Source organism: Citrobacter sp. Cf116 (assembly GCF_030336505.1).
GTDB classification, from domain to species: Bacteria; Pseudomonadota; Gammaproteobacteria; order Enterobacterales; family Enterobacteriaceae; genus Citrobacter; species Citrobacter freundii.
In genome coordinates this window covers 162443-186091 of record NZ_JAOWEQ010000040.1, presented here as the reverse complement: position 1 = coordinate 186091, position 23649 = coordinate 162443, and the positions used below count along the sequence as shown (strand labels likewise).

Genomic DNA, 23649 nt, shown 5'->3' with positions numbered 1-23649 from the left:
ACAGGTCCGCCCCCGTCAAAATAAAGGGGAATACAGGCGGCCTGGCTATTCAGAGTATGATAAAGAAAACAGGGGGCAAGGGATGTTGCTTAATAAAATGTGTGGTCGTCGGCTGTCGGCAATCAGTTTATGCCTGGCCGTAACATTCGCTCCACTGTTCAATGCGCAGGCCGATGAGCCTGAAATGATCCCTGGCGATAGCTCTGCGACCGTCAGTGAACAGCCAACAGCGTTATCGCAGCCGCAGGCTCAATCTTCTGCGACGGCTATCATGGCGGGTATTCAACCGCTGCCAGAAGGCGTGTCTGTCGATAAAGCCCGCGCCGAAATACACTCTCAACTGCAAGCAGGCTATACGCCGGTCTACATGAGCCAGCTGGAACTGCTGTATGCCGCACGTGAAATGAAGCCGATGTGGGAAAATCGTGATGCGGTAAAGGCCTTTCAACAACAGTTGGCCGAGGTCGCGATTGCTGGCTTTCAGCCGCAGTTTACTACCTGGGTTGCACTTCTGACTGATCCGGCAGTAACCGGTCAGGCGAGAGACATTGTGCTCTCGGATGCGATGATGGGGTATCTGCACTTTATCGCTAATATACCTGTCAAAGGTAATCGCTGGCTTTACAGCGATAAGCCCTATGCGCTAACGACGCCGCCGATTTCTGTCATCAACCAGTGGCAGGTCGCACTGGATAACGGTCAACTAACTTCGTTTGTTGCCAGCCTGGCGCCTCAGCATCCGCAGTATGCAGCCATGCATGAATCGCTGCTCAAGCTGGTAGGTGATACACGTCCCTGGCCGCAGCTCACCAGTACAGCAACGCTACGTCCGGGGGAGTGGAGTAATGACATCCCTGCGCTGCGTGAAATTTTGCGACGAACCGGGATGCTGGAGCCTGCCGTCAGTACGTCTGGCAAAGAAGGTCGTGGCACCTACGATCGTGAACTGGTTGATGCGGTAAAGCGTTTTCAGACGTGGCAGGGACTTGGCGCCGATGGCGCGATTGGCCCTGCCACGCGTGACTGGCTGAACGTGACGCCCGCTCAGCGTGCGGGCGTGCTGGCGTTAAATATTCAGCGCTTGCGACTGCTACCGAGTGGGCTGTCTACCGGTATCATGGTGAATATTCCTGCCTATTCGCTGGTTTATTATCAGAATGGCAATCAGGTGCTGGCCTCGCGCGTTATTGTCGGGCGTCCAGATCGCAAAACGCCGATGATGAGTAGTGCGCTGAATAACGTGGTCGTTAACCCACCGTGGAACGTTCCACCGACGCTGGCCCGAAAAGATATTCTGCCTAAGTTATGGAATGATCCGGGATATCTTGAACGTCACGGCTATACCGTAATGCGCGGCTGGAACAGTAAAGAGACGATAGATCCGTGGCAGGTTGACTGGGCCACCATCACTGCGTCCAATCTGCCGTTCCGCTTTCAGCAGGCTCCGGGCGCACGTAACTCGCTCGGACGCTATAAATTCAATATGCCGAGTTCGGACGCTATTTATCTGCACGATACGCCGAACCACAATCTGTTCCAGAAAGATACGCGGGCGTTAAGTTCCGGCTGTGTGCGTGTGAATAAGGCATCTGAGCTGGCGAATATGCTGCTACAGGACGCGGGTTGGAATGATACCCGCATCTCGGATGCCCTGAAGCAAGGGGATACGCGGTACGTGAATATTCGCCAGAATATTCCGGTCAACCTCTACTATCTGACCGCATTTGTTGGCCCGGATGGTCGCACGCAGTATCGTACAGATATTTACAATTACGATCTGACAGCGCGATCCAGCGCACAAATTGTGTCAAAAGCCGAGCAATTAATCAGATAAATGAAGCAGTTCGAGGAAAATGATTGTCGTAAGTTATGCTGGAAACGGGGCAAAATGGCTGTGAGCCCCGTATTTCCTGGGGTTGGGAGCCTTGACGTGGACTACTTAGCCAGATAAGGTTTCCCGCGTGCGCTAGAGCATACATACGATAACATTGACCTTGTAGACCTTAATACCATGGACAAATTTGACGCTAATCGCCGCAAACTGCTGGCGCTTGGTGGTATTGCCCTCGGCGCTGCCATCCTGCCTACGCCTGCGTTTGCAACACTCTCTACCCCACGTCCGCGTATATTGACTCTGAATAACCTGCATACCGGTGAGTCAATAAAAGCAGAGTTTTTTGATGGCAGGGGCTATATTCAGGACGAATTAGCAAAACTTAACCACTTTTTCCGTGATTTTCGGGCCAATAAAGTGAAATCCATTGACCCCGGACTGTTTGATCAACTCTTCCGTCTGCAGGGCCTGCTGGGTACGCGTAAACCCGTACAGCTGATCTCCGGTTATCGTTCCGTCGATACCAATAATGAACTACGTGCGCGCAGTCGCGGTGTGGCCAAGAAAAGCTACCACACCAAAGGCCAGGCCATGGATTTCCATATTGAAGGCATCGCATTAAGTAATATTCGCAAAGCTGCGTTATCTATGCGCGCAGGTGGTGTAGGATACTACCCCAGCAGTAACTTTGTGCATATCGACACCGGCCCTGCACGGCACTGGTGATCCATAAGCTTAATGAAACAGGAGCTGTATGAACTATCGTATTATTCCGGTCACTGCATTCGCCCAGAACTGCTCGCTAATCTGGTGTGAGCAGACTCGTCTGGCCGCGTTGGTCGATCCCGGCGGCGATGCCGAGAAAATCAAACAGGAAGTGGATGCCAGCGGTCTGACGCTAATGCAGATCCTGCTTACTCACGGTCATCTTGATCATGTTGGGGCGGCAGCTGAACTGGCACAGCATTATGGTGTACCGGTTATTGGTCCGGAAAAAGAAGATGAGTTCTGGCTACAGGGGCTCCCTGCGCAGAGCCGCATGTTTGGCCTGGGCGATTGTGAGCCGCTGACGCCCGATCGCTGGCTGAACGAAGGTGATCGGGTCAGCGTTGGCAACGTGACGTTGCAGGTGTTGCATTGTCCGGGTCATACACCGGGACATGTGGTCTTCTTTGATGAGCAATCAAAGTTACTGATTTCGGGTGACGTGATTTTCAAAGGTGGCGTAGGGCGCAGCGATTTTCCGCGCGGAGATCACAGCCAACTGATCGATTCGATTAAACGTAAACTGTTGCCGCTGGGCGATGACGTGACGTTTATTCCGGGTCACGGCCCACTTTCTACGCTGGGTAACGAACGGCTTCATAACCCGTTCCTGCAGGACGAAATGCCTGTCTGGTAATACCGCAGATAAATAAAAAGGCCGCTATTGCGGCCTTTTTTGTACGCGATAGATTACAGTACTGCGACAATCGCTTCGCACAGCGGCGCCATGTTATCTGGCGTCATTCCTGCAACGTTTACACGTCCGGAAGCGACAGCGTAGACACCAAACTCTTCACGCAGACGCAGAACCTGCTCTTTTGTCAGACCGCTGAATGAGAACATGCCGTTCTGTTTGATGATAAAGCTGAAGTCGCGGTTCGCACCTTTCTCCTGCAGCGTATTCACGAACAGTAAACGCATGCGCTGAATGCGTTGGCGCATATCGGTCAGTTCCTGTTCCCAGATGGCACGCAGCGCGTCATTGCTCAGAATCGTGGCAACTACGGATGCGCCGTGCGCTGGCGGGTTGGAATAGTTAGCGCGAATGGCTGATTTCATCTGACTAAACGCACGGTCGACGGTTTCAGCATCAGCCGCAACCAGCGTACAGGCACCTACGCGCTCATTGTACAGACCAAAGTTCTTGGAGTAGGAACTGGCAACGATCAGCTCTTTGTGCAGCGCGGCGAATGCGCGCAGACCTTCTGCATCTTCTTCCAGACCGCGGGCAAAGCCCTGGTATGCGAAGTCAAACAGCGGCAACCACCCTTTCTCGACAGAAAGCTGAGCCAGCGTTTGCCACTGCTCAAGCGTAGGATCGATACCGGTTGGGTTATGGCAGCAGCCGTGGAACAGTACCACATCGCCAGCCTGAGCTTCGCTGAGGCTGGCCAGCAGCGCATCAAAGTCTAATGAGTGGTTCGCTGCATCGTAATAGTTGTATTCACGAACTTCCAGACCGGCAGAGTTAAAGACGCTCTTATGGTTCGGCCAGCTTGGGTTGCTCACCCATACGCGTTTAGCCGACGTATTTCTTGCGAGAAAATCAGCTGCCACGCGCAGTGCGCCAGTGCCGCCAGGGGTCTGTGCTGTACGTGCGCGTTTATCGTTGATAAGCGAACTCGTTTTACCAAACAGTAATTCCTGAGTGCAACGACCAAACTCTGGAATACCGTCAATGCCAAGGTAGTTTTTGGTGGTTTCATTTTCCAGTATATATTGCTCGGCTTTTTTTACGCTGGTCAGTACCGGCGTTTTGCCTGTCTCATCTTTATATACACCGATCCCGAGGTTTATTTTTCCAGGGCGGTCATCGGCACGAAACAAATCAGCCAGACCCAAAATGGGGTCGGCAGGAGCGGCGGTAATGTTCTCAAACATGACGAGGTTCCATAGTGATTACAGAAGGGAAGTCCGCTATCAGGTTAACGGTAGATTTACAAAATGCCAACCGTTACTGACGAAAAGCTGAGGTGTTTTTTTAAGACGCAAGAATTTGCTAGCAGATATAAAAAAACAGGACCGAAGTCCTGTTTTTAAGGCATTTAACAAAGAGGTCTGCTATTAGAACTGGTAAACGATACCGAGTGCTACGGTGTCGTCAGAGTTCACACCCAGTTTGTTGTCAGAATCGATCTGGTTGATCTGGTAGTCAACATAGGTGGACATGTTTTTGTTGAAGTAGTAGGTTGCGCCTACTTCAATGTAGTTCACCAGATCTTCGTTACCTACACCTTCTACGTCTTTCGCTTTAGATTTGTTGTAGGAGATGGACGGGCGCAGACCGAAATCGAATTGGTACTGAGCGACAACAAAGAAATCTTGCGTTTTGTTGGCGAAGCCGCTGGTGGTCACGCCATTCTGGGTAGTGGAGAGGCGGGTTGCGTTACGGGTTTCACCGTAGTTCGCTGCCAGGTAGATGTTGTTAGCATCGTACTTCAGGCCGGTTGCCCACTGTTCAGCTTTTTTGCCACCGTTAGCGTAGAAAGAGTTTTCCTGCGCGTTGGTACGGTCAGCTGCACCGTATGCACCAACGATACCGAAGCCATCCATTTCGTAGCTTACAGAACCGCCAACGCCGTCGCCGTTAGAACGACCGGTATTGCCATCACGCTCGTTTTTACCCAGATACTGGATACCGAAGTTCAGGCCGTCAACCAGACCGAAGAAGTTAGAGTTACGGTAGGTCGCAACACCACCTACACGGCCAACGAAGAAGTTGTCGCTGTACGCGGTATCACCACCAAATTCTGGCAGCATATCGGTGTAACCCAGGGCATCGTAAACGATACCGTAGTTACGACCGTAGTCGAAAGAGCCCAGATCGGCATATTTCAGACCAGCAAATGCCAGACGGGTTTTGTTACCATTCTGAGCGTCGCTGCCGCCTTCGGAGTTGTTACCGGCAAAGTTGTATTCCCACTGACCGTAACCGGACAGATCGGAATTAATCTGAGTTTCCCCTTTGAAACCAAGACGGGCATAAGTCTGATCGCCATCGTTGCCAGCGTTATCAGAAAAATAGTGCAGACCTACGGTTTTACCGTATACATCCAGCTTGTTGCCATCTTTGTTATAAACTTCTGCAGCGTTAGCTGCCCCGGCTACCAGCAGAGCAGGGATAACCACTGCCAGAATATTGCGCTTCATCATTATTTATTACCCTCATCGGTTTTTATATGACACCTGCCACTGCCGCCAATAAATTCCGTCAATGAAAATTTACGGAACTATTGATGAGAGTTTGGTGTCTTTATGTGTCTGACAGGCATCTTTCCATTCAAACTACCGTTTCGCTACCGTCAAAGTGCTACAAATATAAAGATTTGGTTTCAAAAAGAAAAAATGTGTAACAAAATGTTATTTTTGTGCAACTTTGTGAACAGCGTCAAACTTCGGATACCCTTGCCCCAAAATTCTCGTTTTTATTTCTATTTATATGATTTTCTTATATTTAATTTTGCTAAGGTTATTTTTTCTCCGTAATACCGGAAAGTTTGGATTTTACAGGTAACGATTTTTGGACGTCTGGAGTGCCGTGCGAAAGGCTAAAAAATGTACTATTTAATCAGAAAATGCTAATCCACAATAAAATTACTGGTTATTTTTTGTGCAAATGTATTGCGATGAAATATTACGTAACAGGTGGAGGGGATTGAAAGGTTGTGTTTAACGTGAGATGGGTATCCAGATAACATGAAAAGGGTATAAAAAAGGCCAGCAATGCTGGCCTTTGAAACAATAACGCACGTTTAGAAGGTGGCGTTACGCGGAGTACGCGGGAACGGAATAACATCACGGACGTTTTGCACGCCGGTGACGTAAGCGATCAGACGCTCGAAGCCCAATCCGAAGCCGGAATGCGGAACGGTACCGTAGCGACGCAGGTCGCGATACCACCAGTAATCCTCTTTGTTCAGACCCATTTCCAGCATACGGGCATCCAGCACGTCCAGACGCTCTTCACGCTGAGAACCACCGATGATTTCGCCGATTCCAGGAGCCAGAACGTCCATTGCAGCAACGGTTTTACCGTCTTCGTTAAGGCGCATATAAAACGCTTTGATATCTTTCGGGTAGTTTTTCACCACCACCGGCGCTTTAAAGTGCTCTTCAGCAAGATAACGTTCATGCTCGGAAGACAGATCCACACCCCAGTAAACCGGGTTTTCAAACTGTTTGCCGCATTTTTCCAGAATGCTTACCGCGTCGGTGTAATCCACCTGCGCGAAGTCAGCGTCAATGAAACGTTCCAGGCGTGAAATCGCGTCCTTGTCGACACGTTCAGCGAAGAATTTCATATCATCTGCACGCTCTGCCAGTACGGCTTTGAACGCGTATTTCAGCATCGCTTCAGCCAGGCCTGCAACATCGTTCAGGTCAGCGAACGCCACTTCTGGTTCCAGCATCCAGAATTCTGCCAGGTGACGACTGGTGTTAGAGTTTTCTGCACGGAACGTCGGACCAAAAGTATAAATTTTGGACAGAGCGCAGGCGTAGGTTTCACCGTTCAACTGACCGGAAACGGTCAGGAAGGCTTCCTTACCAAAGAAGTCTTTATCGAAATCGACTTTACCCTGATCGTTACGCGGCAGGTTTTCCAGATCCAGCGTAGAAACACGGAACATTTCACCGGCACCTTCCGTATCGGAAGCGGTGATCAGCGGAGTCGATACCCAAAAGAAACCCTGCTCGTGGAAGAAGCGATGCAGCGCTTGCGCCAGCGTATGACGTACGCGCGCTACCGCACCAATCATATTGGTGCGCGGACGCATATGCGCCACTTCACGCAGATACTCGATGCTGTGACGCTTAGCCGCCATTGGGTAGGTATCAGGATCTTCAACCCAGCCCGCGACTTCAACTTCAGTGGCCTGAATTTCAAAGCTCTGTCCTTGTCCAGGTGATGCAACGACTTTACCCGTTACGATAACTGAACAACCCGTCGTCAGGCGCAGTACGTCCTGATTGTAATTGGGCAGAGAATTATTGATGACGGCCTGTACAGGATCAAAGCAGGAACCGTCATAAACGGCGAGGAAGGAGATGCCAGCTTTTGAATCTCGGCGGGTACGCACCCATCCGCGCACGGTGACTTCGCTGTCAACGGCTACGCGGCCCTGGAGTACGTCGGCTACAGGCACAACGCTCATAATATTCTCTCTGTTAATAGTCGGATATATAAACACATGTCCACCCATAATGGGGGGATACCTATGTTACCTGGCATCTGCAATCAGACAAGCAGAATTCGTAGCTGGAGTGAAAGATTTCGGAAATAAACGCGAATAAGGGAGCCAAAATGGCTCCCTGGAAGGATTAACTGGCTTTTTTAATATGCGGGAGATCGAAGGCTTTGCGCAGTGCACGAACAAATGCTTTATCGTGGCAGATGGTTTTACCCGGGCTGTCAGATAACTTCGCCACTGGTTTGCCGTTACATTCCACCAGCTTAATTACGATATTGAGCGGCTTAACCTGTGGAATGTCGCATGTTAGCCGTGTCCCAATACCAAAACTCAACTGTACGCGGGAAGAGAAGTGGCGGTAGAGTTCAATCGCTTTTTTCAGATCGAGGTTATCTGAAAAGACCAGCGTTTTGCTCAGCGGATCAATACCCAGTTTTTCATAATGGGCGATGGCTTTTTCACCCCATTCCACCGGATCGCCTGAGTCATGGCGTAATCCCTGGTAGCGGGTCGCAAACTCAACGCCAAAGTCGCGTAAAAATGCGTCCATGGTGATGCAATCGGTCAATGCAATGCCGAGTTGATCAGGATACTCATTTAACCAGGCGGCCAAGGCTACACGTTGGCTGGTGGCAAGTTCAGGACTGATTTGCTGATGAGCCTGGAACCACTCATGCGCCTGCGTACCCATTGGGGTTAATGACAGGCGGCGGGCCAGATCGTAGTTACTGGTGCCGACAAACCAGGGCTCTTGCTGCAGGCGTTTAACGATAGCCTGCTGTACTTCGCGCGAAAAACGACGACGCGTACCGAAATCCATCAAATGGAAGCGGGACATATCGACATCTTTCGTTAAAGCAGAGAATTCTACTAGTTTGCTATCCAGTTCATCGAGTGCCTGCGGGACACCTGATTCAGGTGAGCGGTAACGGTGCACCAGTTCGCTAATCACCGCTAACAGCGGGACTTCCCACATGATCACTTCACGCCACGGACCGGTTAAGCGGATGTTTAGCTTACCGTTATCATTGGTGACGCAAACCTGTTCCGGGTTATAGCGGAAATCACGTAACCAGGTGAGGTAATCAGCTTTAAAGAAAGGCAGGCCGGAGAGCCACTGGTACTCATCCTCCTGCAGTCGCAGGTGCTGCATAGCATTCACCTGCTCACGAATAGAATCGGCATAAATACCGAGCAGGTCATCGCCACGGCAACGAAATTCAGCCGCTACTTGTACGTCATAGTAGTGGTGAAAAACGGCTTGCTGCATATGCAACTTATAAGCGTCTGTATCCAGCAGCGAGTGCAGAACAGGAGAAGCGAATTGTGTCATAGGTGCGCAGTAGCATCCTCTCACGGGAGCGTTTAGTACAATAAACAACTAAGAAAACCGCTGGAGTATACCCTGTTTAGCGATTTATTGAACCCCGATCACACCATAAGCTCTCTTTCTGGTCGAGGGCAATTCGTGCCACGTGTTATAAAAATGTAGCAAAAAGGGTGTTTGTGCCTGAAAAGGTGAACATTCTGCGTAGCGCGATTTACGCAACAGGAATAGACTGAAGCCGAGACTCTATTAAAGATGCTAAAGGTTTTTTTATGACACAACAGCCACAAGCCAAATACCGTCACGACTATCGTGCGCCGGATTACCAGATTACTGATATTGATTTGACCTTTGACCTGGATGCTGAAAAAACCGTGGTCACCGCAGTGAGCCAGGTTGTCCGTCATGGCGCGTCCGACGCGCCCCTGCGCCTGAATGGCGAAGATCTGACCTTGGTGTCGATCCACGTAAACGACGAGCTGTGGACAGAGTATAGAGAAGAAGAGGGCGCTCTGGTCATCAATCAACTGCCGGAACGTTTTACGCTGCGTATCGTGAATGAAATTAGCCCAGCGGCGAATACCGCGCTGGAAGGGCTGTACAAGTCAGGCGATGCGCTGTGTACCCAGTGCGAAGCAGAAGGTTTCCGCCATATTACCTGGTATCTTGATCGCCCGGACGTGCTGGCGCGTTTTACTACCAAAATAATCGCCGATAAAACGCAATATCCGTTCCTGCTCTCCAACGGTAACCGCGTGGCGCAGGGTGAACTGGAAAATGGTCGCCACTGGGTTCAGTGGCAGGATCCATTCCCGAAACCGTGCTATTTATTTGCGCTGGTGGCCGGTGATTTTGACGTCCTGCGCGATACTTTTACTACCCGCTCAGGGCGTGAAGTAGCACTGGAACTGTACGTCGATCGCGGTAACCTGGACCGCGCGCCATGGGCGATGACCTCGCTGAAAAACTCCATGAAATGGGATGAAGAGCGCTTTGGCCTCGAGTATGACCTCGACATCTATATGATTGTCGCTGTGGATTTCTTCAACATGGGCGCGATGGAGAATAAAGGTCTGAACATCTTTAACTCCAAATACGTGCTGGCGCGTACCGATACCGCCACCGACAAAGATTACCTCGATATTGAGCGCGTCATCGGTCACGAATATTTCCATAACTGGACCGGCAACCGCGTGACCTGTCGCGACTGGTTCCAGTTGAGCCTGAAAGAGGGTTTAACTGTGTTCCGCGATCAGGAGTTCAGTTCCGATCTCGGCTCACGTGCGGTAAACCGCATCAGCAATGTGCGTACCATGCGCGGTCTGCAGTTTGCTGAGGACGCCAGCCCGATGGCGCATCCTATCCGCCCGGATATGGTCATCGAAATGAACAACTTCTATACCCTGACCGTGTACGAGAAGGGTGCGGAAGTGATTCGTATGATCCATACCCTGCTGGGTGAGGCTAACTTCCAGAAAGGGATGCAGCTGTACTTTGAGCGTCACGACGGTAGCGCTGCAACCTGTGATGATTTTGTGCAGGCGATGGAAGATGCGTCTAACGTTGATCTCTCCCATTTCCGCCGCTGGTACAGTCAGTCCGGTACGCCGATTCTGACCGTGCGTGATGACTATAACCCATCAACTGAACAGTACACGCTGACCATTAGCCAGCGCACGCCGACCACGCCGGATCAGGCCGAAAAACAGCCGTTGCATATTCCTTTCGCTCTCGAGTTGTATGACAACGAAGGGAAAGTGATCCCGCTACAAAAAGGCGGGCACCCGGTGAATTCCGTACTCAACGTCACCCAGGCAGAGCAGACGTTTGTCTTTGATAACGTCTACTTCCAGCCGGTTCCGGCGCTGCTGTGCGAATTCTCCGCGCCGGTAAAACTGGAATATAAATGGAGCGATCAGCAACTGACCTTCCTGATGCGTCACGCGCGTAATGATTTCTCTCGTTGGGACGCGGCGCAAAGCCTGCTGGCGACCTACATTAAGCTCAACGTTGCCCGCCATCAGCAGGGACAACCGCTGTCGCTGCCGGTACACGTGGCCGATGCATTCCGCGCAGTTTTGCTGGATGAGAAAATCGATCCGGCGCTGGCGGCAGAGATCCTGACGCTGCCTTCAGTAAATGAAATTGCCGAACTGTTCGACATCATTGATCCGGTGGCGATAACCGAAGTACGCGAAGCGTTAACCCGCACGCTGGCCGCCGAGCTGGCGGATGAATTCCTCGCCATCTATAACGCTAATCATCTTGATGAGTACCGCGTTGAGCATGCCGATATTGGCAAGCGTACGCTGCGTAACGCCTGCCTGCGATTCCTGGCCTTTGGCGAAACCCATCTGGCTGACACGCTGGTAAGCAAGCAGTACCGTGAAGCGAACAATATGACCGATGCGCTGGCGGCGCTATCCGCGGCAGTCGCGGCGCAGCTTCCTTGTCGTGACGCGTTGATGCAGGAGTATGACAATAAGTGGCACCATGACGGTCTGGTGATGGATAAATGGTTTATCCTGCAATCCACCAGCCCGGCTAGAAACGTGCTGGAAACGGTACGCGGCCTGTTGAAGCATCGCTCTTTTAGCATGAGTAACCCAAACCGCATCCGTTCGCTGATCGGTGCCTTCGCGGGCAGCAACCCGGCAGCATTCCATGCGGAAGATGGTAGCGGTTATCAGTTCCTGGTTGACATGCTGACTGAGCTCAACAGCCGTAACCCGCAGGTGGCGTCACGCCTGATTGAGCCGCTGATTCGCTTAAAACGTTATGATGCAAAACGTCAGGCGAAGATGCGTGCGGCGCTGGAACAGCTGAAAGGTCTGGAGAATCTGTCAGGCGATCTGTTCGAAAAGATCTCTAAAGCGTTAGCCTGATAATATTGCCGGATGGGTCCGGCCTACCATTCACGCGTAGGCCGGATAAGCGGTAGCGCCATCCGGCATTTTTAACCTTGCTTGCGTAGCTGAACTTCATTGTCGCCACGCTGCATCACCCGGTTCAACACCTCGGCTTCCAGTTCTGTCAAACGCACGGAACCAATCCGGCGAGGTCGTGCAATATCCACCGTTAAATCCAGCCCGATTTTTCCGTCCTCAATCAGCAAAACGCGATCGGCCATTGCTACCGCTTCGCTGACGTCATGGGTGACCAACAGTACGGTAAAGCCGTGCTCTTGCCATAAAGAGACGATCAGCTCCTGCATTTCAAGGCGGGTTAAGGCATCCAGTGCGCCGAGGGGTTCATCCAGCAGCAGCAGACTAGGACGATGAATTAATGCCCGGGCCAGGGCCACGCGCTGTTTTTGTCCGCCAGAAAGCGCTGCGGGCCACTCCTGAGCACGATTCTCCAGTCCAACAGCGGCCAGCGCATCTCGGGCTGCATTGTGCCAGTGACCTTTCAGACCCAGACCGACGTTATCGATAACCGTCTTCCATGGCAGCAGACGCGCATCCTGAAACATCATACGCGTATCATCCTGAATTTCCGCCAGTGGGGTGGTTCCGGCAAGTAATGCGCCTGAGGTGGGCGACTCCAACCCTGCCAGCAGACGCAGCAACGTACTTTTACCACCACCGCTGCGGCCAACCACGGCAACGAATTGCCCGGCCTTTATATGCAAATCTAACTGATTGAGCACCGTATTGGCGGCGTATTGTTTTGTCACGGCGCTCAGCAACAGCGGCGTACCTTGGTTCAAGCGAGCGGTATTCATACGGTAGCCTCCTTTATATGGTAAGCCGGGTGCCAGCGCAGCCAGACTCGCTCCAGCAATTGGGCGCTGACGTCGGCAAGTTTGCCGAGTAAGGCGTAGAGAATAATGGCCACCACGACCACATCGGTTTGCAGAAATTCGCGGGCGTTCATCGCCAGGTAGCCAATACCGGCATTGGCTGAAATGGTTTCTGCGACGATAAGCGTCAGCCACATCAGCCCGAGAGCGAAACGCACGCCGACCATAATTGAGGGCAGGGCGCCAGGGAGGATGACATGAACAAACAGTGAAAAGCCGGACAACCCATAGCTACGCGCCATTTCTACCAGCCCACGATCGATATTACGGATCCCATGCCAGGTGTTGATGTAAATCGGAAACAGCGTGCCCAACGCAACGAGAAAGATCTTGGCGGATTCATCAATGCCGAACCACAAAATCACCAGTGGGATCAGCGCCAGATGCGGTACGTTACGCAGCATCTGCACCGAGGTATCTAGCAAGCGTTCTCCCCAACGCGAAAGACCGCTGATCAGTCCCAGCGTCAGGCCAATCGATCCACCGATGGAGAATCCGATCAGCGCGCGCCAGGAACTGATGGCCAGATGCTGCCAAAGCTCGCCGCTGGCGGAAAGCGTCCAGAAGGCTTCGATAACACCCTCTGGAGAGGGCAGTATGCGGTTGGACAGCCAGCCCATTGATGATGCGAGCTGCCAGAGCGCCACCAGACCTACCGGTAAAAACCAGGGCGCGAGGCGCAATAACCATCTGTTTTTCGTCGTTGCCATTAGCCGCTCCTTAGCTTTGTGCGACTTTGCGCGGGATGAATTCGTTTGCAACCGCTTCGCCTTGCTGTTGCAGGCGCTGCGGTTGCGGAATTTCTGGTATCGCGACATCCAGATGCGGGAACAGCAGCTCACCAACCTTGTACGCTTCTTCCAGATGCGGATAGCCGGACAGCACAAAGCTGTCGATTCCCAGCGCGGCATACTCGTTAATACGTGCTGCGACCGTAGGACCGTCTCCAACCAGTGCGGTCCCTGCGCCACCGCGTACCAGTCCTACCCCTGCCCACAGGTTCGGACTAATTTCCAGTTTGTCGCGTTTACCGTTGTGCAGTGCAGCCATTCGCTGCTGACCAACCGAATCCGTTTTTGAGAAGGCGGCCTGGGCTTTGGCGATGGTGTCGTCATCCAGATGGGCTATCAGACGATCCGCTGCCTGCCATGCCTCGTGCGTTGTCTCTCGTACGATCACATGCAGACGAATACCGAAGCGGATCTTGCGCCCAAGCGCCGCTGCTTTGGCCCGCACCTGTTCAATCTTCGCTTTCACCTGTTCGGGCGGCTCGCCCCAGGTCAGGTAGAGATCAACCTGTTCTGCAGCAAGATCTTGTGCGACATCAGACGAGCCGCCGAAATAAAGCGGTGGTTGGGGTTGTTGTACGGGAGGGAAAAACAGCTTCGCGCCGCGAACGTGAATATGTTTGCCGTTGAAATCCACCGTTTCACCTTGCAGCAAGCGCCGCCAGACCTGAGTAAATTCAGCAGAGGCTTCATAGCGCTCGGTGTGATCGAGGAACACGCCGTCGCCTGCCAGCTCCTGTGGATCGCTGCCGGTCACCAGGTTAAATAACGCCCGGCCATTTGAGAGTCTGTCGAGCGTTGCAGCCTGACGTGCGGCAACCGTTGGCGAGGTAACGCTTGGACGCAGCGCGACCAGAAACTTTAATCGCTGGGTGACCGGGATCATCGAGGCGGCGACCAGCCAGGCATCTTCGCAAGAGCGACCAGTTGGGATCAGAACGCCGGTAAACCCAAGACGATCGGCCGTTTGCGCGATTTGTTGCAGATAACCGTGATCGACAGGGCGCGAACCTTCTTCCGTTCCAAGATAATGACCGTCACCATGGGTGGGTAAAAACCAAAACATGTTCAGACTCATAATTTTTCTCCTGCCTGCTGAGTGGGTTGCCAGATACGCTGGCGAATATCGATTTTTTTCGGCACCAGACGGTTGTCATAAAACAGATCGGCGGTTTGTTGTTGCAGGGCTGCAACAGAGGCGTTGACTGGCACAATGGTGGTTGGCGGACGGTGATCCAGATAAGACGCAATCACCGGTTCTGGCAGTCCCATGGTTTTGGCCAGCAGGGTAATACTTTGCTGGCGCTGGCTGAGGGTTAACGCATCGGCCTGGCTAAAGGTATCCAGTACGCCAAGAACAAATGCGCCATTTTTCTCGGCATAGGGACGGGCGGCGAGATAAAACGAACCGGTTTGCTTGAGGTCTGAGCCGTCTTTTAGCACGCGTACATCACCTTGTAGTAACGCGGCGGAATAATAGGGGTCCCAGATAGCCCATGCATCAACGTTTCCTTGCTGAAAGGCTGCTCGCGCGTCGGCGGGAGTCAGATAGGTCGGTTGAATATCGGTAAATTTCAGTCCGGCCTGCTGCAGCGCCCGGAGCAGTAAATTGTGGGCGCTGGACCCTTTCTGGAAGGCGACTTTATGTCCTTTAAGCTGCGCGACGCTCTGGATCGGGCTATTTTTCGGCACCAGAATCACTTCGGCTTTCGGCTTGGGCGGCTCGACGCCCACGTAAACCAGATCGGCTCCGGCAGCCTGGGCGAAAATTGGCGGAATATCACCGGTGCTGCCGAGATCGATACTGCCGATGTTGAGCGCTTCCAGCATTTGCGGCCCAGCCGGGAATTCGACCCACGAGATTTTAGTCTGCGGATAGCGTTTCTCCAGTAGCTGATGGCTTTTGGCCAGCACCATACTGACGCTTCCTTTCTGGTAACCAATACGCAGGGCATCGGGGGCCGATTCTGCGGCATGCCCCAGAGTTGACAACGACAACAACCCACTCAGTGCCAGCCATGACGTGTGACGCTTGAGAAGATCAAGCATGGGCGGCACCTCGCAGGGTGTTCAGTTGAGGAAGTTGGACATCGCGACGATGCAACGCCAGCCAGAAGGTATCAAGCGCACTGTCCAGACGCTGCTGAAGGTTGGGCGTAAACTGAGGTTTATGTTGATAATCAATTACCTGCGAATCATCGGCAAACACACCGTGCAGGATCTCCTGGGCCTTTAATGCGCTCAGTACCGGTTTCAGCGCGTAATCGACGGCAAGCAAATGCGCCACGCTGCCGCCGGTAGCCAACGGCAAAACTACTTTCCCTTCCAGCGCTCGCTCGGGGAGCAGATCGAGCAGGGTTTTCAGGGCGCCAGAGTAAGCGGCTTTATAGACCGGCGTGGCGACAATCAGCCCGTCTGCATCCTGCAATTGTTCGCTAAATGTCTTCAACGCCGGACTGTCAAAACGGGCATAGATTAGGTCTTCCGGGGCAAAGTTATGCAGGTTCCAGTGAAAGACTTCGACATCATGACCGTTTAGTTTTTCTCGGGCATATTCCAGTAACGCGCTGGAGCGAGAGGGAAAGCGTGGGCTTCCCGCCAGAGTAATGACGCGCATAATTTTAATCTCCCCTTATAACTAATTGTTTGCTTTTGCTTAACATTGATAACAATTTATGCAGTCTGGCAGAGAGATTTTGTTTATCGAAATGATTTATACGGGATAGAAAAGTCGAAAAATAAATATACCCGTCATACTTCAAGTTGCATGTGCGTTGGCTTTCCTCGCTCACCCCAGTCACGTACTGGTGTACGTTCCTGGGGATTTGCTGCGTCGCCGCCTTCCTGCAATTCGAATTATTTAGGGTGTAAAAAGCAGGGGCGAGGAAAACGATTGCTATTTATTGCCGCAGGTCAATTCCCTTTTTGCTCGCGATCGCACATAATACGCCCCCGGTTTGCACACCGGGAATCCAGGAGAGTTCATGTACTACCCCTTCGTTCGTAAAGCCCTTTTTCAGCTCGATCCAGAGCGCGCTCATGAATTGACATTCCAGCAATTACGTCGCATTACCGGCACACCGCTTGAAGCGCTTGTGCGCCAGAAAGTACCGGCAAAACCGGTTACCTGTATGGGGTTGACGTTTAAGAATCCGCTCGGGCTTGCTGCCGGACTGGATAAAGACGGGGAGTGCATTGATGCGCTCGGCGCGATGGGATTTGGTTCCATTGAGATTGGTACCGTGACGCCACGCCCTCAGCCGGGTAACGATAAACCGCGTCTGTTCCGTCTGGTCGATGCAGAAGGTTTGATCAACCGTATGGGGTTTAATAACCACGGGGTTGATAACCTGGTTGAGAACGTTAAAAAATCGCATTTTGACGGTATTCTGGGGATTAATATTGGTAAGAATAAAGATACCCCAGTAGAGAACGGCAAAGATGACTATCTGATTTGTATGGAAAAAGTCTATGCTTATGCGGGTTATATCGCGATTAATATCTCTTCACCGAATACGCCGGGATTACGTACGCTGCAATACGGCGAGGCGCTAGACGATCTCCTGACGGCAATTAAAAATAAGCAAAATGATCTGCAAACGATCCACCATAAATATGTTCCAGTGGCGGTTAAGATCGCGCCGGATCTTTCTGTGGAAGAACTGATCCAGGTTGCTGACAGTTTAGTTCGTCATAATATTGATGGCGTAATTGCGACTAACACCACGCTCGATCGTTCTCTCGTTCAAGGAATGAAAAATTGCGATCAAATGGGTGGCCTGAGCGGTCGACCATTACAATTAAAAAGTACAGAAATTATTCGCCAGTTGTCTCAGGAATTAAAAGGCCAGCTGCCGATTATTGGTGTTGGTGGTATCGACTCGGTGATTGCTGCACGTGAGAAAATAGCTGCTGGTGCAACCCTCGTACAGATTTATTCGGGCTTTATTTTTAAAGGTCCGCCGTTGATAAAAGAAATCGTCAGCAATATCTGAATGCTACCTTAATCACAAACCAGGGCTTTATTTCTAGCCCTGGTTGTTTTATATTCCTTTACTGTTGCTTATTTAAACATTCTGAGCTTTTATTATTAGGGCAATAAACGAAGCGGCAAAAGGATACTGTCGTAACGGTGATGATTAAGGAAAGGAGAGAAACTGATGCGAATTAAACCCGACGATAACTGGCGCTGGTATTATGATGAAGAGCATGATCGTATGATGCTCGATTTAGCCAATGGCATGTTATTCCGCTCGCGTTTTGCTCGTAAAATGCTCACTCCTGATGCATTTTCTCCGTCAGGTTTTTGTGTTGATGACGCCGCGCTTTATTTTTCCTTTGAAGAAAAATGTCGCTACCTGGATTTAGCCAAAGAACAAAAAGCGGAACTGGTGCTCAATGCGCTGGTGGCGATTCGTTATCTCAAACCGCAAATGCCGAAAAGCTGGCACTTTGTTGCACACGGTATTAACTGGTCACCGGTCGTGGGTGACGCTGCCTGTGTTGATTTAAGCGATACCGATGAACAGGTAAACCTGTTAGTGGTTGAGCCGGGTGAAAACGCCGCGCTTTGTCTGCTTGCGCAACCTGGTGTGGTTATCGCCGGGCGTACGATGCAGCTTGGCGATGCGATTAAAATAATGAATGACAGACTGAAACCGCAGGCCGTTGTTGACAGTTTCAGCCTTGAGCAGGCGGTTTAGCTCTCCAGCCTGATTGCCGTTTTGGGAACACAACTGCAGCACAGAATCGTTCCGTCGTCCCCTATCGCTGATTTCTTCAACGGGCTAACTTCGCCATCTACCAGTCGAATTCGACAGCATCCACAAATGCCTGCCCGGCATGAATAGGGAACCCGGATACCCTGGTTTTCCAACTGCTCAAGCAATACCTGCTGATTATTTCCGCGAAAGGTTTGTCCCTGCCAGTCAATAAGCACCGTGGCATCAGGTTGTTGTTCGTGGGCAGTGTCGTCTGATTCCGCCGCGCCGTACGCTCTGGCGAGGCCGGTTGCCAAAATTTCTACCTCATCGCCGACGCGAATAACGCCACTGTTGCGTGCGATAAGATTCTGGCCGAAATCGACATCGCCGTTATCTACCGCAGTACGGAAGGTTTGCAGTGTTGCGAGCGGTTCGCCGGATGGATGTTTCTGGCCTTTTTCCGGGCTAACCGTAGTGAAAATACAGCGGCTACAGGGTTTTGCAACATCAAAAATGACGTCGCCAATACGAATCACTTTCCAGGTATCTTCTTCCCAGGCGCCAGCTCCTGAAACCACCAGATTGGGGCGAAACTGTTCCATTTTGACGCTTGCCGGACAGCGCTGTTGCACATCGCGCAGGGATGCTTCGTTGGCCAGCAGATAGGGATAACCATCAGCGAAGGATAAAGGAACATCAACATGTCGTTTTACACGGCGCGTCAGCTGCGGACCGACCCAGCGTAGCTGCACGTCACGGGAGAAAAAACTGCTAAGCCACTGGTTAATAGCCACTGGCGCAATGCGCGCGGTAAAATGATTTCCCCATACTTCAGTTGGCGCATCCTGGGTGGCGAAGTCGGCAAACCGTACGAGCGCACTGCTGCCGTCTGGAGCCGTAAGATGCAGCCCATCGTGGAATGGGGAAGGCGTAAAACGGACCATTTGTGGGAACTGGCGGGCGGTTATGAACGTTCCATCAGGTTCAGTGATCATAAATATGCGATCAAAGGCGAGACCGCTAATATCTGCCAGGGCATGCGTAAGCCCAATGCCGCGCATTGATTTAACCGGATGAATAAAAAGTCGGGTTAACGTGACCACTGTACAGCCCCTCGAATGAAAATAAGCCTTCAACTTTATGACATACAGCCCATATTAGCTATAATGCGCAGCAATTTTCTCGGAGTAAAAGTGACATTATGAATTCTCTGTTTGCCAGTACGGCCCGCGGGCTGGAAGAGCTGTTAAAAACTGAACTGGAAAACCTCGGCGCGCTGGAGTGTCAGGTCGTTCAGGGTGGGGTCCATTTTAAGGGCGACACGCGGCTTGTTTACCAGAGCCTGATGTGGAGTCGCCTGGCCTCGCGCATTATCCTGCCGATGGGAGAGTGCAAGGTCTACAGCGATCTTGATCTGTACCTCGGCGTTCAGGCAATCGACTGGACAGAGATATTTAACCCTGGTGCTACGTTTGCCGTTCATTTTAGCGGCCTGAACGAAACCATTCGTAACAGCCAGTACGGCGCGCTAAAGGTCAAGGATGCGATTGTCGATGCATTTACCCGTAAAAATATGCCGCGTCCGAATGTGGATCGTGAATCTCCGGATCTGCGCATCAACGTCTGGTTGAACAAAGATACCGCCAGCATTGCGCTCGATCTGAGCGGTGATGGTTTGCACCAGCGTGGCTATCGCGATCGCGCGGGTCAGGCACCGATTAAAGAAACGCTGGCCGCCGCTATTGTTATGCGTTCTGGCTGGCAACCGGGAACCCCGTTACTCGATCCGATGTGTGGTTCCGGCACACTGCTGATTGAAGCGGCGATGTGGGCAACCGATCGTGCGCCGGGCCTGCACCGCGGGTACTGGGGCTTCAGCGGTTGGGCGCAGCACGACGAAGCCGTCTGGCAAGAAGTTAAAGCCGAAGCGCAGGTGCGTGCGCGTAAGGGACTGGCTGACTATACCTCGCATTTTTATGGATCCGACAGCGATGCGCGAGTGATTGAAAAAGCGCGCAGTAACGCTCGCCGCGCCGGTATCGCCGATCTGATGACGTTTGACGTTAAAGATGTCGCCAAACTGAGCAATCCGTTGCCGAAAGGACCGTATGGGACGGTTATCAGTAACCCGCCTTACGGCGAACGTTTGGATAGCGAACCGGCGCTGATTGCCCTGCACAGCCTGCTGGGCCGTACGATGAAAAACCAGTTTGGCGGCTGGAATTTGTCGCTGTTCAGCGCCTCTCCGGATCTGCTCAGCAGCCTGCAATTACGTGCCGACAAGCAGTTCAAGGCGAAAAACGGCCCGCTGGATTGTGTGCAGAAAAACTATCACGTTGCAGAGACCACCGCGGACAGCAAGCCTGCCACGGTCGCGGAAGATTATGCTAACCGCCTGCGCAAGAACATCAAGAAACTGGAAAAATGGGCGCGTCAGGAAGGCATTGAATGCTATCGTCTGTATGACGCTGACCTGCCGGAATACAACGTTGCTGTGGATCGTTACGGTGAGTGGGTCGTGGTTCAGGAATATGCCCCGCCGAAGACAGTTGATGCGCAAAAAGCGCGCCAACGCCTGTTTGACATTATTGCCGCAACGCTGTCAGTACTGGAAATCGCGCCCAATAAACTGGTGCTGAAAACCCGTGAACGCCAGAAAGGCAAGAATCAGTATCAGAAGATGAATGAGAAGGGTGAATTCATTGAGGTAAGCGAGTACAACGCGCGCCTGTGGGTGAACCTGACTGACTACCTTGATACGGGTTTATTCCTCGATCACCGTATTGCGCGCCGTATGCTGGGGCAGATGAGTAAAGGTAAGGACTTCCTTAACCTGTTCTCCTACACCGGCAGCGCCAGCGTACATGCAGGATTGGGCGGTGCGCGTAGCACCACGACAGTTGATATGTCGCGTACCTATCTGGAATGGGCGGAACGCAACCTGCGTCTGAACGGCCTGAGCGGTCGCGCTCACCGTTTAATTCAGGCCGATTGCCTGGGCTGGTTGCGTGATGCCAATGAACAGTTTGATCTGATTTTCATCGATCCACCGACGTTCTCTAACTCAAAACGTATGGAAGACTCGTTTGATGTGCAGCGCGATCATCTGGCGCTGATGAAAGATCTGAAACGTCTGCTGCGTAAAGACGGCACGATCATGTTCTCCAACAACAAACGTGGGTTCCGTATGGATCTCGACGGTTTGGCTGAACTGGGATTGAAAGCACAAGAAATCACCCAAAAAACGCTTTCCCAGGACTTTGCCCGTAACCGTCAGATCCACAATTGCTGGCTGATTACCGCAGCCTGAAAGGAAAATTAAATGTCATTAATCAGTATGCATGGTGCATGGCTGTCGTTCAGCGATGCGCCGCTTCTTGATAATGCTGAACTGCATATCGAAGATAACGAGCGGGTCTGTCTGGTTGGCCGTAATGGCGCGGGCAAATCGACGCTGATGAAGATCCTGAACCGTGAACAGGGTCTTGACGATGGGCGTATTATTTATGAGCAGGATCTGGTTGTGGCGCGTCTGCAGCAGGATCCGCCGCGCAACGTGCAGGGTAGCGTCTACGATTTTGTTGCCGAAGGGATTGCAGAACAGGCGGTTTACCTCAAGCGTTATCACGATATCTCGCATCTGGTGATCGCCGATCCGAGTGATAAAAACCTCCAGGAACTGGCGAAGGTTCAGGAACAGCTGGATCACCACAATCTGTGGCAGCTGGAAAACCGTATTAATGAAGTACTGGAACAGCTTGGCCTGGAAGCAGACATGGAGCTGGCATCGCTTTCCGGCGGCTGGCTACGTAAGGCGGCGCTGGGCCGCGCGTTAGTGAGCAACCCGCGCGTGCTGCTGTTAGATGAACCGACGAACCACCTGGATATTGAAACCATCGACTGGCTGGAAGGGTTCCTGAAAACCTTCAATGGGACAATTATTTTCATTTCCCATGACCGTTCATTTATCCGCAATATGGCGACGCGTATTGTCGATCTTGATCGCGGCAAGCTGGTGACCTATCCGGGGAGCTACGATCAGTATCTGCTGGATAAAGAAGAAGCGTTGCGCGTAGAAGAGTTACAAAACGCGGAATTTGACCGCAAGTTGGCGCAGGAAGAAGTCTGGATCCGTCAGGGTATCAAAGCGCGTCGTACGCGTAACGAAGGTCGCGTGCGCGCACTGAAAGCCATGCGTCGCGAGCGTGGCGAACGTCGCGAAGTGATGGGCACAGCGAAGATGCAAGTCGAAGAGGCTAGCCGTTCAGGCAAGATTGTTTTCGAAATGGAGAATGTGGATTACCAGGTTGACGGAAAGCAGCTGGTGAAAGATTTCTCCGCGCAGGTGCAGCGTAGCGACAAGATCGCGCTAATCGGACCTAACGGCTGCGGCAAAACAACGCTGCTGAAGTTGATGTTAGGTCAGCTTCAGGCTGACAGCGGACGCATTCACGTCGGTACCAAGCTGGAAGTGGCCTATTTCGATCAGCACCGCGCCGAACTGGATCCCGATAAAACCGTGATGGACAACCTGGCTGAAGGTAAGCAAGAGGTGATGGTTAACGGTAAACCTCGCCATGTGCTGGGTTACCTGCAGGACTTCCTGTTCCATCCGAAACGTGCGATGACGCCAGTACGTGCGCTCTCTGGCGGGGAACGTAATCGCCTGTTATTGGCGCGTTTGTTCCTGAAACCCAGCAATCTGTTGATTCTCGATGAACCAACGAACGATCTTGACGTCGAAACGCTGGAACTGCTCGAAGAGTTGATTGATAGCTACCAGGGCACCGTGCTGCTGGTGAGCCACGACCGTCAGTTTGTCGATAATACCGTGACCGAATGCTGGATCTTCGAAGGCGGCGGTAAAATTGGTCGTTATGTCGGCGGTTATCATGATGCGCGCAGTCAACAATCGCAGTATGTGGCGTTTAAGCAGCCAGTTGCGAAAAAAACAGAGGAGCCAGCCGCTCCTAAAGCAGAAATTGTCAAACGCGGCACCAGCAAACTAAGCTATAAACTGCAGCGCGAACTGGAGCAGCTCCCCGCGTTGCTTGAAGAACTGGAAGCTAAGCTGGAAGCCTTACAGGCTCAGGTTGCTGACGCCGCGTTTTTCAGTCAGCCTCACGAGCAAACGCAACAGGTGTTAGCTAATTTGAACGAAGCGGAACAAGAACTTGAGCAAGCCTTTGAGCGCTGGGAGTATCTTGAGTCTTTGAAGAATGGCGCATAATTAAAGGAGCA

Annotated in this window: 18 protein-coding genes; 8 read left to right on the top strand and 10 right to left on the bottom strand. The window is 52.0% G+C overall.

All coding sequences use genetic code 11. The features are described 5' to 3' along the window. The first annotated feature begins 82 nt into the window (after window positions 1–82). From ldtD to OGV74_RS17640, 3 genes are all read left to right on the top strand, one after another. Window positions 83–1834, top strand: coding sequence for a L,D-transpeptidase (gene ldtD, locus OGV74_RS17650; RefSeq protein ID WP_086503913.1), 1752 nt, complete (start codon window positions 83–85; stop codon window positions 1832–1834). 177 nt (window positions 1835–2011) lie between these two features. After that, window positions 2012–2560, top strand: a complete 549-nt coding sequence (gene mepK, locus OGV74_RS17645; RefSeq protein ID WP_003035820.1) for a peptidoglycan L,D-endopeptidase MepK — start codon at window positions 2012–2014, stop codon at window positions 2558–2560. 28 nt (window positions 2561–2588) lie between these two features. Next, window positions 2589–3236 carry an MBL fold metallo-hydrolase gene (locus OGV74_RS17640; protein ID WP_003035823.1) on the top strand — a complete coding sequence of 216 codons (648 nt, stop codon included), beginning with the start codon at window positions 2589–2591 and terminating at the stop codon, window positions 3234–3236. A 53-nt stretch (window positions 3237–3289) separates the two neighbouring features. Here the strand turns inward: OGV74_RS17640 and aspC are convergent, their stop codons facing one another. From aspC to pncB, 4 genes are all read right to left on the bottom strand, one after another. Then, on the bottom strand, window positions 3290–4480 hold the full coding sequence (gene aspC / locus OGV74_RS17635; RefSeq protein WP_003035825.1) for an aspartate transaminase: 1191 nt from the start codon (window positions 4478–4480) through the stop codon (window positions 3290–3292). Window positions 4481–4663: 183 nt separating this feature from the next. Continuing rightward, window positions 4664–5752, bottom strand: coding sequence for a porin OmpF (ompF, locus tag OGV74_RS17630; RefSeq protein WP_003035828.1), 1089 nt, complete (start codon window positions 5750–5752; stop codon window positions 4664–4666). A gap of 599 nt (window positions 5753–6351) precedes the next feature. Beyond that, window positions 6352–7752, bottom strand: a complete 1401-nt coding sequence (gene asnS / locus OGV74_RS17625; protein ID WP_003035832.1) for an asparagine--tRNA ligase — start codon at window positions 7750–7752, stop codon at window positions 6352–6354. A gap of 166 nt (window positions 7753–7918) precedes the next feature. Then, window positions 7919–9121 (bottom strand): nicotinate phosphoribosyltransferase, encoded by a 1203-nt coding sequence (gene pncB, locus OGV74_RS17620; RefSeq protein WP_003035835.1) that lies wholly within the window; start codon window positions 9119–9121, stop codon window positions 7919–7921. A 266-nt stretch (window positions 9122–9387) separates the two neighbouring features. Between pncB and pepN the strand changes: the two genes are divergently transcribed. After that, window positions 9388–12000, top strand: a complete 2613-nt coding sequence (pepN, locus tag OGV74_RS17615) for an aminopeptidase N (RefSeq protein WP_048219163.1) — start codon at window positions 9388–9390, stop codon at window positions 11998–12000. A 71-nt stretch (window positions 12001–12071) separates the two neighbouring features. On the opposite strand, the gene ssuB is transcribed toward pepN, so the two are convergent. Genes ssuB through ssuE form a run of 5 tightly spaced genes read right to left on the bottom strand, consistent with a single transcriptional unit; the run spans window position 12072 to window position 16322 of the window. Beyond that, window positions 12072–12839: an aliphatic sulfonates ABC transporter ATP-binding protein gene (gene ssuB / locus OGV74_RS17610; RefSeq protein ID WP_086503915.1), complete on the bottom strand. Its 768-nt coding sequence runs from the start codon at window positions 12837–12839 to the stop codon at window positions 12072–12074. After that, window positions 12836–13627 (bottom strand): aliphatic sulfonate ABC transporter permease SsuC, encoded by a 792-nt coding sequence (gene ssuC, locus OGV74_RS17605; RefSeq protein ID WP_003035843.1) that lies wholly within the window; start codon window positions 13625–13627, stop codon window positions 12836–12838. The genes ssuB and ssuC overlap by 4 nt, the downstream gene beginning before the upstream one ends. A 10-nt stretch (window positions 13628–13637) precedes the next feature. Further along, on the bottom strand, window positions 13638–14783 hold the full coding sequence (gene ssuD / locus OGV74_RS17600; protein WP_071698003.1) for an FMNH2-dependent alkanesulfonate monooxygenase: 1146 nt from the start codon (window positions 14781–14783) through the stop codon (window positions 13638–13640). Beyond that, window positions 14780–15754 carry a sulfonate ABC transporter substrate-binding protein gene (locus OGV74_RS17595; protein ID WP_061547831.1) on the bottom strand — a complete coding sequence of 325 codons (975 nt, stop codon included), beginning with the start codon at window positions 15752–15754 and terminating at the stop codon, window positions 14780–14782. Before OGV74_RS17595 ends, ssuD begins: the two co-directional genes overlap by 4 nt. Further along, a complete protein-coding gene (gene ssuE / locus OGV74_RS17590; protein WP_003035849.1) occupies window positions 15747–16322 on the bottom strand; it encodes an NADPH-dependent FMN reductase in 576 nt (191 codons plus the stop codon). The genes OGV74_RS17595 and ssuE overlap by 8 nt, the downstream gene beginning before the upstream one ends. 367 nt (window positions 16323–16689) lie before the next feature. Between ssuE and pyrD the strand changes: the two genes are divergently transcribed. Both pyrD and zapC read left to right on the top strand, forming a co-directional pair. After that, complete coding sequence (pyrD, locus tag OGV74_RS17585) at window positions 16690–17700, top strand: quinone-dependent dihydroorotate dehydrogenase (protein ID WP_003035851.1); 1011 nt, start codon at window positions 16690–16692, stop codon at window positions 17698–17700. 165 nt (window positions 17701–17865) lie between these two features. Then, a complete protein-coding gene (gene zapC / locus OGV74_RS17580; RefSeq protein ID WP_003035852.1) occupies window positions 17866–18408 on the top strand; it encodes a cell division protein ZapC in 543 nt (180 codons plus the stop codon). On the opposite strand, the gene OGV74_RS17575 is transcribed toward zapC, so the two are convergent. Continuing rightward, on the bottom strand, window positions 18405–19511 hold the full coding sequence (locus tag OGV74_RS17575; protein ID WP_086503916.1) for a YcbX family protein: 1107 nt from the start codon (window positions 19509–19511) through the stop codon (window positions 18405–18407). The genes zapC and OGV74_RS17575 overlap by 4 nt on opposite strands. A 98-nt stretch (window positions 19512–19609) precedes the next feature. Here OGV74_RS17575 and rlmKL point away from each other — a divergent pair, with 98 nt between their 5' ends. Then, on the top strand, window positions 19610–21718 hold the full coding sequence (rlmKL, locus tag OGV74_RS17570; RefSeq protein ID WP_003035856.1) for a bifunctional 23S rRNA (guanine(2069)-N(7))-methyltransferase RlmK/23S rRNA (guanine(2445)-N(2))-methyltransferase RlmL: 2109 nt from the start codon (window positions 19610–19612) through the stop codon (window positions 21716–21718). A gap of 12 nt (window positions 21719–21730) precedes the next feature. After that, entirely contained in the window at window positions 21731–23638 is a 1908-nt protein-coding gene (locus tag OGV74_RS17565) for an ABC transporter ATP-binding protein (protein ID WP_003836846.1), read from the top strand. The last annotated feature ends 11 nt before the right edge of the window (window positions 23639–23649 follow it).